Source organism: Acetobacter ghanensis, assembly GCF_001499675.1.
GTDB lineage: Bacteria > Pseudomonadota > Alphaproteobacteria > Acetobacterales > Acetobacteraceae > Acetobacter > Acetobacter ghanensis.
Genome location: NZ_LN609302.1, coordinates 385709 through 399327 on the forward strand (window position 1 = coordinate 385709; position 13619 = coordinate 399327).

General features: G+C 54.4%; 17 protein-coding genes and 1 pseudogene. 14 read left to right on the plus strand and 4 right to left on the minus strand.

All coding sequences use genetic code 11. From position 1 onward, the window contains the following. The first annotated feature begins 67 nt into the window (after positions 1–67). The 7 genes and pseudogenes from hisH to ubiM all read left to right on the plus strand — a co-directional run bounded on the left by hisH (position 68) and on the right by ubiM (position 5519). A complete protein-coding gene (gene hisH, locus AGA_RS01845; protein ID WP_059022742.1) occupies positions 68–724 on the plus strand; it encodes an imidazole glycerol phosphate synthase subunit HisH in 657 nt (218 codons plus the stop codon). After that, a pseudogene (hisA, locus tag AGA_RS14420) lies at positions 724–2057 on the plus strand (1-(5-phosphoribosyl)-5-[(5-phosphoribosylamino)methylideneamino]imidazole-4-carboxamide isomerase). Before hisH ends, hisA begins: the two are co-directional and overlap by 1 nt. After that, entirely contained in the window at positions 2057–2845 is a 789-nt protein-coding gene (gene hisF / locus AGA_RS01860; protein WP_059022744.1) for an imidazole glycerol phosphate synthase subunit HisF, read from the plus strand. The pseudogene hisA and the gene hisF overlap by 1 nt, the downstream one beginning before the upstream one ends. Next, the gene (locus AGA_RS01865; RefSeq protein WP_059022745.1) at positions 2842–3297 is read left to right on the plus strand and encodes a phosphoribosyl-ATP diphosphatase; all 456 of its coding nucleotides are present in this window, start codon (positions 2842–2844) and stop codon (positions 3295–3297) included. The genes hisF and AGA_RS01865 overlap by 4 nt, the downstream gene beginning before the upstream one ends. Before the next feature lie 7 nt (positions 3298–3304). Further along, the gene (locus AGA_RS01870) at positions 3305–3679 is read left to right on the plus strand and encodes a histidine triad nucleotide-binding protein (RefSeq protein WP_059022746.1); all 375 of its coding nucleotides are present in this window, start codon (positions 3305–3307) and stop codon (positions 3677–3679) included. A gap of 41 nt (positions 3680–3720) precedes the next feature. Beyond that, positions 3721–4314 (plus strand): nitroreductase family protein, encoded by a 594-nt coding sequence (locus AGA_RS01875; RefSeq protein ID WP_059022747.1) that lies wholly within the window; start codon positions 3721–3723, stop codon positions 4312–4314. Between the two features lie 5 nt (positions 4315–4319). After that, on the plus strand, positions 4320–5519 hold the full coding sequence (ubiM, locus tag AGA_RS01880) for a 5-demethoxyubiquinol-8 5-hydroxylase UbiM (protein ID WP_059022748.1): 1200 nt from the start codon (positions 4320–4322) through the stop codon (positions 5517–5519). Here ubiM and AGA_RS01885 read toward each other — a convergent pair. The 3 genes from AGA_RS01885 to AGA_RS01895 all read right to left on the minus strand — a co-directional run bounded on the left by AGA_RS01885 (position 5495) and on the right by AGA_RS01895 (position 6920). Further along, a complete protein-coding gene (locus tag AGA_RS01885) occupies positions 5495–5980 on the minus strand; it encodes a DUF4186 domain-containing protein (protein WP_083503507.1) in 486 nt (161 codons plus the stop codon). The genes ubiM and AGA_RS01885 overlap by 25 nt on opposite strands. A 49-nt stretch (positions 5981–6029) precedes the next feature. Further along, positions 6030–6437 carry an Ivy family c-type lysozyme inhibitor gene (locus AGA_RS01890; protein ID WP_059022749.1) on the minus strand — a complete coding sequence of 136 codons (408 nt, stop codon included), beginning with the start codon at positions 6435–6437 and terminating at the stop codon, positions 6030–6032. A gap of 207 nt (positions 6438–6644) precedes the next feature. Further along, the gene (locus tag AGA_RS01895; protein ID WP_231945898.1) at positions 6645–6920 is read right to left on the minus strand and encodes a hypothetical protein; all 276 of its coding nucleotides are present in this window, start codon (positions 6918–6920) and stop codon (positions 6645–6647) included. 920 nt (positions 6921–7840) lie between these two features. Between AGA_RS01895 and AGA_RS01900 the strand changes: the two genes are divergently transcribed. The 3 genes from AGA_RS01900 to AGA_RS01905 all read left to right on the plus strand — a co-directional run bounded on the left by AGA_RS01900 (position 7841) and on the right by AGA_RS01905 (position 10564). Further along, positions 7841–9124, plus strand: coding sequence for a tyrosine-type recombinase/integrase (locus AGA_RS01900; protein WP_059022750.1), 1284 nt, complete (start codon positions 7841–7843; stop codon positions 9122–9124). 103 nt (positions 9125–9227) lie between these two features. Further along, on the plus strand, positions 9228–9374 hold the full coding sequence (locus tag AGA_RS13630; protein ID WP_157065271.1) for a hypothetical protein: 147 nt from the start codon (positions 9228–9230) through the stop codon (positions 9372–9374). Beyond that, positions 9371–10564 carry a hypothetical protein gene (locus AGA_RS01905; RefSeq protein ID WP_059022751.1) on the plus strand — a complete coding sequence of 398 codons (1194 nt, stop codon included), beginning with the start codon at positions 9371–9373 and terminating at the stop codon, positions 10562–10564. Before AGA_RS13630 ends, AGA_RS01905 begins: the two co-directional genes overlap by 4 nt. 242 nt (positions 10565–10806) lie before the next feature. On the opposite strand, the gene AGA_RS01910 is transcribed toward AGA_RS01905, so the two are convergent. Further along, positions 10807–11016 (minus strand): helix-turn-helix domain-containing protein, encoded by a 210-nt coding sequence (locus AGA_RS01910; protein ID WP_059022752.1) that lies wholly within the window; start codon positions 11014–11016, stop codon positions 10807–10809. Between the two features lie 164 nt (positions 11017–11180). On the opposite strand from AGA_RS01910, the gene AGA_RS01915 reads away from it, so the two are divergent. The 4 genes from AGA_RS01915 to AGA_RS01930 all read left to right on the plus strand — a co-directional run bounded on the left by AGA_RS01915 (position 11181) and on the right by AGA_RS01930 (position 13571). Then, positions 11181–11426: a hypothetical protein gene (locus AGA_RS01915; RefSeq protein ID WP_059022753.1), complete on the plus strand. Its 246-nt coding sequence runs from the start codon at positions 11181–11183 to the stop codon at positions 11424–11426. Continuing rightward, positions 11423–11866: a hypothetical protein gene (locus AGA_RS01920; protein ID WP_157065273.1), complete on the plus strand. Its 444-nt coding sequence runs from the start codon at positions 11423–11425 to the stop codon at positions 11864–11866. The genes AGA_RS01915 and AGA_RS01920 overlap by 4 nt, the downstream gene beginning before the upstream one ends. Beyond that, the gene (locus AGA_RS01925; protein ID WP_059022756.1) at positions 11863–12291 is read left to right on the plus strand and encodes a hypothetical protein; all 429 of its coding nucleotides are present in this window, start codon (positions 11863–11865) and stop codon (positions 12289–12291) included. Before AGA_RS01920 ends, AGA_RS01925 begins: the two co-directional genes overlap by 4 nt. Before the next feature lie 311 nt (positions 12292–12602). Continuing rightward, the gene (locus tag AGA_RS01930; RefSeq protein ID WP_157065274.1) at positions 12603–13571 is read left to right on the plus strand and encodes a hypothetical protein; all 969 of its coding nucleotides are present in this window, start codon (positions 12603–12605) and stop codon (positions 13569–13571) included. The last annotated feature ends 48 nt before the right edge of the window (positions 13572–13619 follow it).

Genomic DNA, 13619 nt, shown 5'->3' on the forward strand with positions numbered 1-13619 from the left:
GCCTTTATTTCGCCCGTATCCGGGCAGAAGTAGAGGTCTTCCGCAGGATCAGAACCAAGAGGGTTTTATGGCCCAGCCTCTTTCCATTGCTGTTGTTGATTATGAAGGGGGCAATCTGGCCTCTGCCGCCCGGGCCGCCATGCGCGCCGCCGAGCTTTCGGGTCTCAACGCCTCTGTCATCATTACCAACGAACCCGCCGAGGTCCGGCAGGCAGACCGTATTATTCTGCCCGGTCAGGGCGCCTTTGCAGATTGCGCCCACGGGCTGGAAGCCATTGCAGGCCTGAAGGACGCCATTTTGCAGGCTGTTGCAAAAGGCACTCCTTTTCTGGGTATCTGCGTGGGTATGCAGCTTATGGCCGAGCGGGGGTTGGAACACGGGGTAACGGAAGGCTTTGGCTGGATTCCGGGGGAGATTGCCCCCATGGAAGCTCCCGGCCTACGCCTGCCCCAGATGGGCTGGAACGAGCTGGAACTCCACCAGCCCCACCCTCTTACCCAAGGCCTTGGCCCTGCGCCACATGGTTACTTTGTACATTCCTACGCCCTGCGCAACACACGGGATGACGTACTGCTTGCCAGTGCGGACTATGGCGGCCCGGTGCCTGCCATGGTGTGCCGGGGCAACGTGGCAGGCACGCAGTTTCACGTAGAAAAAAGTCAGACCGTCGGGCTCAGGATCCTTGCAAACTTTCTTGCATGGCAACCGGAAACCACAGTCTGATGACCCGCAACGCCCGCGTCCAACGCATTCTCTCGCTAGAGGAGGATGACCTTCAGGCCCTGTGCGAGTCCGTGGATGCCGCCATTCTGGATGGCGGTGGGTTCGGCTGGCTCCAGCCGCAGGGGCGGCAGGTTCTGGAACGCTATTTTCGTGGGCTGTTACTGGTGCCCGAACGGATGCTGTTCGCCATTAGGCTGGATGGCGTTATTGTCGGCGGTGCCCAGCTTATTCGTGCGCCACGCAATAACGAACTTCAGGCCATGTGTGTAACTCTGGCCCACCTGTTTGTGGCCCCATACGCGCGCAAACGGGGGCTGGGAGCCGCCCTGCTACAGGAAGTGGAAAATGCGGCGCGCAACATGGGCTTCAGAGTTCTGAACGCGGACGTGTTGCAAACACAGACCGCCGCCATTGCCCTTTTTAACAAGGCCGGATTCCAGATATGGGGCAGACATCCGTTTTACGCCCGTGTGGGGGATGAGCTCGTATCCGGGCTGTTCCTCACCAAATGTCTGGATAATACCCCGCCTTTTCTGTCCGCCAAGACCAGCAACGAACAAGAAGCCAGCCACACCCCATGAACACACCCAACTCCTCCCGTCCGCTGACTCTTTACCCCGCCATTGACCTGAAGAACGGGGCCTGCGTGCGCCTGCGCCGTGGCGAGATGGACGATGCAACCGTCTATTCCGACAACCCTGGTGCACAGGCCAAGGCATGGCAGGATGCGGGGTTTAAATGGCTGCATGTGGTGGACCTGAACGGTGCTTTTGCCGGGGCCTCCGCCAATACGGACGCGGTGCGGTCCATTCTGGACGCAGCCAATGTTCCGGTTCAGCTTGGCGGGGGACTGCGCGACATGCAGGCCATTGCCGAATGGCTGGAAGCAGGCATTACCCGCGTTATTCTGGGTTCGGTTGCGGTTAAGAACCCCGCTCTGGTGCGCGAGGCCTGTAAGGCGTTCCCCGGCCGTATTGTTGCAGGAATTGACGCACGCTCTGGCCGTGTGGCCACAGAGGGCTGGGCCGAAGTCTCCGACATGCAGGCAACGGATCTGGCCCTGCGGATGCAGGATGCCGGTGTGGCGGCCATTATCTTTACCGAAATCAGCCGCGATGGGATGCTTGAAGGGTTGGACATTGAACAGACGGTAGAACTGGCCAATACCGTGTCCATCCCCGTCATTGCCAGCGGGGGCGTTGGCAGTATTGACCATCTGGCAGCCCTGCGTACGGCAGCCAACACCACACCGGGCATAGAAGGTGTTATTGTGGGGCGGGCGCTGTATGATGGTCGCGTTTCACCCACTGAAGCCCTGCGAGTGCTGAGCTGATGCTGAAGCTGCGCGTTATTCCCTGTCTGGACGTCAAGAATGGCCGGGTGGTCAAGGGGGTCAACTTTGTCTCCCTGCGTGATGCGGGGGACCCGGTTGAACAGGCTGCGGTGTATGATGCCGCCGGAGCCGATGAACTGACCTTTCTGGACATTACCGCCAGCCACGAAAACCGGGATACCATTCTGGATGTTGTCAGCAAGACGGCGGAGAAAATCTTTCTGCCCCTGACCGTTGGCGGCGGTGTGCGCACAACGGACGATATGCGCCGCCTGCTGCTGGCCGGGGCAGACAAATGTGCCATGAACTCTGCCGCTGTCTCCCGCCCGGACCTTATTAACGAAGCCGCCCGCAAGTTTGGCAGCCAGTGCGTTGTCGTAGCCGTGGACGCACGGCAAACCGCACCGGGCAAATGGGAAGTCTTTACCCATGGTGGGCGCACCCCCACAGGAATAGACGCCATAGACTGGTGCAAGCAGGCCGCCGAACGCGGAGCGGGAGAAATTCTGCTGACCTCCATGGACCGCGATGGCACAGGCAGCGGCTTTGACCTGGACCTGCTCCGCGCGGCAACTCAGGCCGTGCGTCTGCCTATTGTCGCCTCTGGCGGTGTTGGCACGCTGGAACATTTTGTGGAAGGTGCTCGGGCCGGAGCCACAGGGCTGCTGGCTGCCAGTGTTTTCCACTTCGGGCAGTTTACCGTCGCTCAGGTCAAACAGGCACTGGCCGATGCCGGACTGCCGGTTCGCCCTTCCCCCGCTCCATTTCAGGTCAGTCAGACGTTATGATCAAAAAAGCCCCATCAAAAACCGAAACCAAAACCACCAAGGCCAAAAAAGCCAAGGGGGCGGAAACAGCGGCACTCCCTCCCCTGTCCGAGGAAGCCGATAGCTCCGTGCTAAACCGCTTGTATGATGTTGTGCAGAGCCGCAAGAATGCTGACCCCTCGGTCAGCCATTCTGCCCGCCTGCTCTCACGCGGGACATACAAGATTGCCCAGAAGTTTGGTGAAGAAGCCGTTGAATGCCTGATTGAGGCCGTAGCCGGCCGCACAAACCTGCTGGTGGGAGAAAGTGCCGATGTGCTCTACCACCTTATTGTTATGTGGGTGGACGCTGGCATTACGCCTGATGAGGTCTGGGCAGAACTGGCCCGACGCGAAGGGACAAGCGGCATTGCCGAAAAAGCCTCCCGCCCCAAACCACCCCTGACAACGCCAGACGCAACAAAACAGGACTGAACGCACCATGGCTGTGACCGGCAAAGGCCCTTACGACCAGCAGAACATTTTTGCCAAAATCCTACGCGGCGAAATTCCCTGCAAACCTGTTTTTGAAAATGAATGGGTTCTGGCTTTTGAGGACATTGCGCCCAAAGCCCCCGTTCATGTGCTGATCATTCCCAAAAAGCCCTATGTGTCTTTCATGGACTTCAGCAAAACCGCACCGACGGAAGAAATTGCTGAAGTCATGCGTTCGGCAGGTCAGATTGCCCATAAGCTCGGGCTGGAAGAAAACGGCTACCGGCTGATCACCAACGCTGGCACCAACTCCGGGCAGGAAGTTCCGCATTTTCACCTGCACCTCATGGGGGGTGGACCACTTCCGGCATTCCCTCAGTAACGCCCGGCACCACCCTTTTTTAGCAACAAAGGCACCCGACCATGACACCCATGGACATGCTTCTTTCCCGCGCTTCCACCGACCGGCTGAAAGAACCTGCACCTTCCCCCGCCCAGTTGACGGAAATTCTGGCTACGGCGATGCGGGCTCCTGATCATGGTCGGCTCCAGCCCTGGCGCTATGTTGTTATTGAAGGGGAAGACCGGCCCCTGCTGGCCGAACGTATTGTTGCCAGCATGGCGCGGGTGGAACCCGATGCCCCAGCTGCCAAAATTGAAAAACGGCGCAGCCGGTTTGCCACCATGCCCATGATTATTGCCTTGGGTATGCACTTGCGCCCCGAGCACAAAATTCCGCTCTGGGAGCAGGAAATGTGCGTGGCGGCAGGCACCATGAACATTCTTAATGCGTTACACGCCACGGGTTTTGGCGGCGTTTGGGTGTCCGGCGCACTGGTGGATGACCCTGTTCTGGCTACCGAACTGGGCCTTGCTGCTCCGGCCAAACTGGCTGGTTTTCTGTTTGTGGGCACACCTGAGGGAGTACCACATACACCCAAACGCGCAGACCCGGCCCTGTTTACAGCCCGCTGGCACGGCCAGCCCGTAACCTTTGGCGCAGACAACAAGGACTGACCCTTATGTCAGACATTCAGCAGACAGACGTTGCCATTATTGGTGGTGGTCCGGTGGGGTTGGCCACCGCGCTCCTTATGGCGCAGGGTGGTCTCTCGGTCTCTGTTATTGAGCGTGCTCCGCTTAACACATGGTCCGAACCCGGCTTTGACGGGCGAGAAATTGCCCTGACCCACCACTCCGTCCGTCTGCTGGAACAGGCCGGTGCATGGTCCCTTATTCCGCAGGCCGTTATCTGCCCGCTTCAGGAAGCACGGGTTGAGACCGGCAATTTCCGCCACCCGCTCACGTTTGATACGCGGGGTAAAGGCGTGGATGCGCTGGGCTGGCTGGTCTCCAACAACCAGATCCGCCGCGCCCTGTTTGCCGCTGCCAGCCACACACCCAACATTACCTTACTGTCCGGCACAACCGTGCAAACCATACGGCAGGGGCATGATTATGCTGCGGTTCACCACAACGGTGGGCAGGTTAACGCCCGGCTGGTTGTTGGGGCGGACGGTCGTTTTTCTCCCACCCGGCAGCGGGCTGGTATTGGCGCCATTGTGCATGACTTCCGCAAGTCCATGCTGGTCTGCCGCATGGCGCACGAATCTCCTCACCATAATGTTGCACTACAGTGGTTTGATGAGGGGCAGACCATTGCGCTGCTCCCCGTTAATGGCATGGCCTCTTCCCTTGTGCTGACTCTCCCCCCGCAGGAGATTGAGCAGATGGCCCATATGCCGCGTGAGGCTTTTAATGCTGAAATCATGCGCCGTGTTGGCAACCGTCTGGGGGCAATGCGGCTTGTCAGCACCCGCCATGTGTACCCGCTCAAGGGGGTTTACGCACACCGCTTTACCGCGCGTAGGCTCGCACTGGTTGGAGATGCCGCAGTTGGTATGCACCCCATTACGGCACATGGGTTCAACCTCGGGCTGAAGGGGCAGGAAACACTGGTCAAGAACGTGCTGGCGGCTGTTGCCGGCAATGGGGATGCAGGGAATCCTGCCGCCCTACGTGCGTTTGAACGCCAACACCGCAAAGCTACGGCCCTGTTATTTGCTGGCACAAACGGCATTGCCTCGCTTTACACCCATGATGGCCCGCCCTTCCGCCAGATCAGGGAAGGATGCCTGCGTGTGGCAGACAGGTTCTCACCATTCAAAAAAGCCGTAACATCCCTGCTGATGGACCGTCAGCCGTCCGCACCCGGCGCCTGATTGCGGGTGGATTTTCGGCTTTTGCGCACGGGCTGCCACGCGGCCCCCGCTACGGGGTGAGCTAGCTCATTCTCCAGCCAGTGCGCTATGACGCTTAGAACGTAGTTCTGCTCAGTCTCATTGAGTTGGCGCCCAGATGGCAGGGCATGCCATTTTGCCAGACACGAGCGGCAGCAGGTTCCTGTGGCATGTTGTGCGACAAAAACCGGATGCCCCTTCCACGGCGTTTGTCGCCCATCTTTATGGGGAAAAGCTGGGGCTAGACGGCGGGCAATAAAATCCTGCCCATGCTCCAACACCAGCGGTAAGCCTTTTTCCCGCAGATAAGCCATATCCTGCGTGTTTAAATGAAAACGCTGCCTGAAAGCAGACCGCGCCAGCCTTTCCCACAACTCTGCTGGCACGGTTGCCCGTGGTGTTGCATTTTGCCTAGGAAAAAGATCGCTCTGAAAAACCGTCATACCTTACGTTATGGGGATGGTCGGCGGTTTTTTCCAGCATCAGGCATAATCAGGGGCTATCCGGGTTGTTGGTATGGTAAGCGGCTTTAAGCGCCCCCAGCACTGCTGCAGAAGGATCGCCCAGCGGCATCTGATACAAAGAGCCCTGCGTTTTAACCGACAAAAAGCCCCACGCCTTGTGGCCATCTGGCGTAAACAGAACTTCCATCTGATACGCGGCACAGTCATGAGGTTTGCACAGATGCCCCAATAGATAGGGTTTACCGTCGATAGTGGTTTTTTCCACCGGAACCGAGGTCGCTTTTAGCTCCGAGACCCAAGAGGGAAGCGTGCTCATGGCATGGTAGGCTGGCGCAAACTGTGGCTGGGCAGCAAACTCTGCCGTTACGGGCAGATCGGCTGCCAAAGCAGGTGTTGCCAAACCAAGAATGGGTAACAGCAGCAAAGAAAAACGCATGGTCGCACCTCGTCGGTTCTACTTGGTCAGAATACCAATGCCATCATCCGGCTGCACCTGACCCTCTGCAACCAACCCTATGTCCGCATCATGGATAAACAAAGGCAAGAAAACAGGCTTCCTTTCACCACCATAATACGCATCTATCTTTGCATTTTAACAAAGAGATCTGATGCTCTGGTCAGATCTCTTTGAGCTTGCTCCACATTATTGTGGCAGATCCGGGTATTTAACTTTTACATGCTCCGTCATGCCGCCATCCCACACACCACCTTGTGTTGTGTCTGGGGTATCCGGATTTTTCACGTTCACCTGCTCCGCAATACCTGCATCCCAGACCCCACCTGTTGTTGTATCTGGTGTGTCTGGATGCTGCACTTCTACCTTTTCGGAAATACCTGCATCCCAAGTTTCAGCATGAGCGGACTGTCCTACAATAAGACCAAAAACCAATGCACAGGCGTAATATGTTTTCTTCATCATAACCTCAAACTTTAACATAACTGTAACAGTAGTTATTTACGCACATCTATGCTTCAAGGTTTGACAGTTAAATTTTATTACATGCTTTCTTCACATTCCACGCGGTAGCTATCAAAAATCCCGGCACATCAAGCAGTTGCTCCTCGCGGACCTTTCCTTGAAAAAATTGTTCACGATTTTGAAAAAAGTCTCGCCGTTCAGCCAAATCCGACAAATCGGATGTTTGCAGACTCTCCAACGGACACGCATCACCGTTAAATTAAGGAAGAGACCGTAGGCCATAAAAGGAAGTCAGACAGCGGCTCCCTTACACCCAGCGACAATACGCCAGCACTTGCGTGGGTTTTCCCCCGCAGCTGGCTGCACAAACATATAAAGACTATGGAGAATAGGGCGACGAGCAGGCTTGGGAGAGGACGTAAACTCTGCCGGGCAAACGCCACAGACCAAGTTTACAGAAGCATAGTGCAGGCTGGGCAATCCGCCAGCCTGAAACCTGAAAACCACCGAAAGCTAAGGAAAAGCTTGGTGGGTGCACAAGGACTCGAACCTTGGACCCGCTGATTAAGAGACACAGAACCCTAGATACAGTTAAGACGCAGGGAACCGCATAGAGACGAAAAAACGGCTGTTTTTGGCGGGTCCATAAAAAGCGATGATGCAGGGTGACGCAGCGAGCCGCACGGATTACCTTTTCAAATGACTCCGGATTGACTCCGGAAAACGGCATCAGCGGGTGCAGGAGGGGGACAGGTGCCAAAAATTCGGGCCGGGTTACACCAAATGCGGTGTAATAGGTGTATCAGGTGTATCACTCATATATATTATATTGATTTTATTGGTTTTTTTTGCCCTCAGACTGCTACACCTCTCCATTCCGTGAGGTGTAGCAGGTGTGACAGATGCACCGGAGGGGCCGCATGAAGCTGACAAAATCGGGAATAGACGCCCTCACCTGCCCGCCGGGTAAGCGGGACGTGATGTTTACCGATAGCGAGGTGAAAGGCTTTGCCGTGCGGGTAAACGCCACCGGCACCAAGACATTCCTATTCAACTACCGCTTTGCTGGTAAGCCCAAACGGCTGGTGCTGGGGCAGTATGGAGCCTTAACACTGGCACAGGCCCGCAAGCTGGCCGAGGCCGCACGGGGCCGCGTTCTGGCGGGCGGAGACCCCGCTGGCGATAAAAAGGCACAGATGCTGGAGTATCAGGCTCAGGTGGCCGAGCAGGCCGCACAAGCTGCTGCCAATGCCCTGACGCTGGATGTGCTGATAGACCGCTGGCTTGCAGGGGCATTGCGTGACCGGGCTGCCAGTTACCGGCGCGATGCCCCACAGCGCATACGCTATGCCCTGCCCCACCTGCTTGGCCGTGCAGCCCACGCCATTACGCAAGCAGAGGTGCAGGCCCGGCTGGATGAGATAGCCGAGGACCACCCGACCACGGCCCGCCGACTCCATGCCTATGGCCGCGCCATGTATGGCTGGGCGGTCAAACGCGAGCTGGTGCCAAGCAACCCGTTCTCTGCCGCGATTGTAGAAGGCCGCGAAGTCTCCCGCGACCGGGTATTGTCTGATGCGGAATTGGGGGAGTTCTGGCGGGCTTCCGGCCTGCTGCCTTACCCGTTTGGCCCGTTCTTTCGCCTGCTGGTGCTGACCCTCCAGCGCAGGAATGAGGTAGCGGGGATGCAATGGAGCGAGATAGCACCAGACCTTTCAACCTGGACCATTCCGGCGGAGCGGGCCAAGAACGGCAAGGCCCATATTGTCCACCTGTCCGAACCCGCCCGGCATGTGCTGGCAGGGCTACACCGGCAGACCGACCCAAAGACCGGGGCCATATCGCCCTTGGTGTTTACCAACACAGGCAAAACGCCCATTTCCGGCTTTTCCGCTGCCGTGGCGCGGCTGGAAGCCCTGATTATGCGCGAACGGGCCGTGCAGGCCACCAGTGGGCAAAAAAAGCGGGAAAAAAGCCCCTCCACCCTGCAAGCTACGGTGGGGTGGCGATTGCATGACCTCCGCCGCACGGGTGTGACGGTAATGGCCCGGTTAGGCATTGGCCCCCATGTGGCCGATAGAGTGCTGAACCATACGGAGGGCACCATTAAAGGCGTTGCAGCCGTTTACCAGCGCCATGAGTTCCTGACGGAGCGGGCGGCGTCACTGGATGCGTGGGCCGGGCACATCACTATTAAACGATAAATAAATAAATATTATTTGTAATTCTACATACATGTGATGGTGATATTCAAATATATTTTAAAAATTATTTTTCACACAATCAGGTTGAAAGATTCTACTCCCCATGAAAGATGCTCCTCCACATATTCAATCAAATGCTTCTGAGCAGGATAATGATGCTTTATTTTCACAAATACACACAAAATTTGCGAATTTTAAAAAAACAATCCAAAATCTACTTTGTTTTTGGATGACAAAACATCAAAAATGAAGATAAAAAATCCATGGGGTGACGATTCCTTATCTATAGATGTCCCGGATGATCCTGAATCTCTTGCATCTCTTGCATCTCATATGGAAAATATATTTCTTCCTGAGCGATTTACAGCAATATACCATAAAAAAGAAAAGGATTTAGAGTTTATTTTTACAGCCTTCACACTTAGCAACGCAGCAAAGGAAATAGCTTCACGACATTTTAGTTTCCATTTGAATGGAAAAACTCATATTTGCGAGTACGCCGCTAGTAGCGATAATTTAATTGCCATAGCAAAAAACATCAAGATGGTATCACAATCAGTTACAGACTACAGAAATTTACAATCTTTCATGTTATATGCTTTCAAAACTGACAATACGGAGAGCTTAACCTCCACACTTAGCGCAGCAACAATTGGTGAACCCATTTCATTCTGGGTTAGGAATGTAGATTGGGATGATAATAAAATATTAGCTATCGTAAGAAATCTAAATTTTATGATGTCCTATTACGACTATTTAAGTCCAAATATAATTATACATACCCCGGCAACAGAACAGACAACTAATCAACCACGCCCTCGTTATAAAATAGGCAGTTTCCCAAAAGAAATTAACGCAACAGAACTTGATGAAAATATTTTGGCTTTTTGGATGGCATCCAAGTCAGGAGATCCAATTCAAAGATTTTTGTTTAGTTATCGAATAATAGAATACATATCTTTCACTTATCTTGATGCAGAAGCACGGAATACAATCAAGCGCGCAATTAAATCACCACATGCTTTGCATAATATAGAAAAAACTACGGATTTAGTTGTTGGGGCCATTCAAGGATGCAAGTTAAGTGACGTCCAAAAACTTGAAGCAGTCATTAAAGAACTTGTCGACCCAGAAAACTTATGGAATGAAATTTCTTGTGACACTGATGCCTTTAGTAAAAGCATCGACTTTGATGGTGGTGTTAAGTTGAATTCTTTAATCAATAATGGATGGAAATTTGAAGACTTCCAAGTGAATGGTATTGATAAATTTTGTAAGCAAATTAGAGAAATAAGAAATGCGCTGTCCCATGGACGGGAACAAAAAACTAGTATGGTTATCGCCCCCACTACTAAAAATTTTAGCTTACTTCGTCCTTGGGCCGCTTTAATCGCAGCAGCAGCCGAAGACATCATTATCAACCGAACCTCCATACATTAGACTTGACACTATGTTCGATTTTATGCGTTGAATAGTGTTATCGATGAATAAGGAAAATGACTATGCGTCCTGTTGGTTAAAAGAATCTTTAGGCCTAATTAAAATAGGCCTATCAGGTGGTTTTAACTCTTAATGGGAAAAGCCCGGCGCAAGCCGGGCTTTTTTAATATAGAATTAATAATATTGATATCCCAGAAGATACCATAAATCTATTTTAATCTTGATACTCATACGATACTCTATCAGTGCAGTGCTTTCCGTAACCTAACCCCAGCCCCTCCGCCGTTTTCGGGGATGAACTCGACCCCTGCGGCTTCTAGTGCGGAGCGGATAGCTTCTATTGTGCTGGCTTTGAGTTCTTCGCCTCGTTCAAGGCGGGCAATGGTGTTGGTAGAGACACCCGACTTTTCAGCCAGCTCCCTAACACCCCATCCAACAGCCACGCGGGCCATCTTACATTGAACTGGCAGCAAAAAATTAACCTTGTTGCGATTTTCTCTTGCAAAACAATGTTAACTATGTTGCGATTATAGCGCAATCACTGATTGCGGCCGGAATGGGAAGGTGAGAGTTCCCAAACCAGCCTGACCACAACCGCTCGTATCAGGAGACGGTAATGGCTAACCACGCCTATACCATGCCCGGCAAATGCTTGGCAGTGCTTACCCCTGCTCGCCTGCATGGCGATGCTCTGGCTGCCCTAGGGGCTACTGGCCTTTGTATGCTGGCTCTGGCTGGCGCTTTGCACCCCGAACACCTGCAAGCCCCCTCCGGCCAACAGGCACACCACACACAGCCCCAACGCAAACCCGCCAAGCTTTACATGGCCTGCCTGCTCCCCAGCCCTGAGGTGGCAGAATGAGTCAGATGCAGACTGCCCCCACGGGCCTGTCCCGCCGTGGTGCTATTGCCTCCGTGCTGGCCGCCACAGTGGCCACCATGCCCGTTATGGCCTGTGCCACCACCAATGAGGATAGCGCCGCTCTGGCCCTCTGTGCCGCGTTCTGGCGGGTGCACGGGCGCATTAGGGCAATGGATACAGACCCGGAGTTGCCCTACGGCTCGCCAGAGCAAAAACGGTTTGAGGCGGAGTTGGCAAAGCTCTGTTGGCAGGAGGCCGACATTCTAGGCCAGCTTGCCAACACCCCAGCCCGCACCACAGCAGGCCAGCAGGGCAAGGCATCCATCCTGCGGGCAATCCTCCCCACCGCCTTTGCCGACTTTGATCTTGGCATGGAGTGTGAGGAAATCCGGCTGGTTATGAGCCTGCTGGATGATCTGGCCGGAGGGCTGGCAGCATGAGCAAGCCACACCCCACACAAACCGGCTTATCCCGCCGCACGGCACTGGCCGGGGTTCTGGCCCTCGCCGGTAGTGCTGCCCCCGCTCTGGCCGCTCCTACCGTGCCAGATGATGCGGAGTTGCTACGGGTGGTTAAGGCCGGGCTTGAGGCCGATGCAGCCTTCTGCCAGCTATCCGAGGCATGGAGCCATACTGTTGACATACCGCCGCATGTGGAAGCTCAGGAACTCGCGCTAGCAGATGCCCTGTCCGATAAATGGGATGAGGCCGGGAGCCTGCAAGCCCATACGCTGGCTGGGCTACAGGCCAAAGCCCGACTGGCCCTTACCGCCATGCCCCTTAACCGTAACGGCGCAGTCAGCCCCGGCGCTCCGGACTACCTTGCGTGGTCGCTCTGCCGTGACCTGCTGGGGGTGGCAGCATGATAGCCATGCAACAGCCCTCCGCTGGTTCCCTATTGCCAATTCCCGTTTTGTTCCCCATCGTGGAGCCAAGCGCGGCTAGGTTTGGCCGCCGAACGCCTGCCCCCCATGACAGGCCCGCCGCGCTCCCTTCCTATAGTCATGGGGATAACCGGCGTGGGGCGGTTGTGGTGCGGTCTATTTTGTCTCCCTTCGTCGCGGATAGGCTACGAAACGGTATTCATCTCTCATCTTCTGTGGCTGTCTTTGGGCGCTATGACGCCCGACTGTCTGAGTTGGACAAAGACCTTTCTCGCAAAACATACGCTTGTTACGTGAATGGCGTTCCACGTGAGTGGTTACGTGACCCAGAACATTGGTGGCTTAAAACCAAGGGCGGAGAACCCTCCGATAAGTTTTATATTTTTCACGAATTTTGTATTACTTATGCGGCAATGTGCCGCTGTGTTCGTGAACTTCTTTGCCACGGTAGTCTAGAGGCTTGCGGGCGTAAAAAGTCTGCGGATAACCCTTTTTCCGCTATGGATATTTCGCTTTTTGGTCACTCAGGCAGGTTAAGATTTTCGGAAAGTCGCCTTTCGATAGATAAGCTGTCTTTCTTCGATATACGCACTGCCAGCAGGATGGGTTTGCCTTTTAACTGTGCCATGTCGGCATTTGGCTCCCCTGATCTGGTTGAACGCTGTGTGACCTTACGCCACGTAGTTACCGGCGGAGACAAAGAGCGAAAACACCGCAACAATTTGCGCCTGATAACTCAGGAATTGCAGCAAGAGGTCTTTTCTCTCCTAAAAGAAGGCTTGCTACGAGCAGTTACGGTCTGCGACCAAAGCCCCATTGAACCCGGTGTCTGGCATCAACCAACAATAGACATGGATGCGTCCACAGTCCGCGATATTGAAGGCAGTTGGGTGGAGTTCCGTATTCTTTCTCCATTAGCCATCCGTAAGCAGACCGACCTCTTAGAATGGCGTCCAGAAACCACACCATATCCAATGCCTACTCCGCAGAAACCTGCTGCTGCACAAACTAACAAACCTGTTCTGCAAGCCTCTGATAATCAGCTTGTAGAACTGGCTGTTCGTGAGGACAAAAGGCGAGCGGAAAATGGTGAAGAATTATTGGATATGAAGGAACGGCTGACCTTCCTCCAAAAATATAAGCCCAAACTCTCCGCGAACTATTTGAGAACCGAGTTAATGCCCCAAATTAAATGCCGCGCAAAAGAGCAGGACGTTCCTCTGCGTGGAAGAGGCAATACAAAACAAGGGGTTAGCAAATAATAGGAGGCGAACTGCATTCCTCCTATTTGCCGACTATTCCCCTCCGAT

What these genes read in the sequence shown, in the direction of transcription:
- AGA_RS01915 (WP_059022753.1), top strand. Translation starts at nt 11,181, where the DNA reads ATGGCTAACCACGCCTATACCATGCCCGGCAAATGCTTGGCAGTGCTT.
- ubiM (WP_059022748.1), top strand. Translation starts at nt 4,320, where the DNA reads ATGTCAGACATTCAGCAGACAGACGTTGCCATTATTGGTGGTGGTCCG.
- AGA_RS13630 (WP_157065271.1), top strand. Translation starts at nt 9,228, where the DNA reads ATGAAAGATGCTCCTCCACATATTCAATCAAATGCTTCTGAGCAGGAT.
- AGA_RS01890 (WP_059022749.1), bottom strand. Translation starts at nt 6,437, where the DNA reads ATGCGTTTTTCTTTGCTGCTGTTACCCATTCTTGGTTTGGCAACACCT.
- AGA_RS01885 (WP_083503507.1), bottom strand. Translation starts at nt 5,980, where the DNA reads ATGACGGTTTTTCAGAGCGATCTTTTTCCTAGGCAAAATGCAACACCA.
- AGA_RS01900 (WP_059022750.1), top strand. Translation starts at nt 7,841, where the DNA reads ATGAAGCTGACAAAATCGGGAATAGACGCCCTCACCTGCCCGCCGGGT.
- AGA_RS01870 (WP_059022746.1), top strand. Translation starts at nt 3,305, where the DNA reads ATGGCTGTGACCGGCAAAGGCCCTTACGACCAGCAGAACATTTTTGCC.
- AGA_RS01910 (WP_059022752.1), bottom strand. Translation starts at nt 11,016, where the DNA reads ATGGCCCGCGTGGCTGTTGGATGGGGTGTTAGGGAGCTGGCTGAAAAG.
- hisH (WP_059022742.1), top strand. Translation starts at nt 68, where the DNA reads ATGGCCCAGCCTCTTTCCATTGCTGTTGTTGATTATGAAGGGGGCAAT.
- AGA_RS01920 (WP_157065273.1), top strand. Translation starts at nt 11,423, where the DNA reads ATGAGTCAGATGCAGACTGCCCCCACGGGCCTGTCCCGCCGTGGTGCT.
- AGA_RS01865 (WP_059022745.1), top strand. Translation starts at nt 2,842, where the DNA reads ATGATCAAAAAAGCCCCATCAAAAACCGAAACCAAAACCACCAAGGCC.
- AGA_RS01875 (WP_059022747.1), top strand. Translation starts at nt 3,721, where the DNA reads ATGACACCCATGGACATGCTTCTTTCCCGCGCTTCCACCGACCGGCTG.
- AGA_RS01905 (WP_059022751.1), top strand. Translation starts at nt 9,371, where the DNA reads ATGAAGATAAAAAATCCATGGGGTGACGATTCCTTATCTATAGATGTC.
- hisF (WP_059022744.1), top strand. Translation starts at nt 2,057, where the DNA reads ATGCTGAAGCTGCGCGTTATTCCCTGTCTGGACGTCAAGAATGGCCGG.
- AGA_RS01895 (WP_231945898.1), bottom strand. Translation starts at nt 6,920, where the DNA reads ATGATGAAGAAAACATATTACGCCTGTGCATTGGTTTTTGGTCTTATT.
- AGA_RS01925 (WP_059022756.1), top strand. Translation starts at nt 11,863, where the DNA reads ATGAGCAAGCCACACCCCACACAAACCGGCTTATCCCGCCGCACGGCA.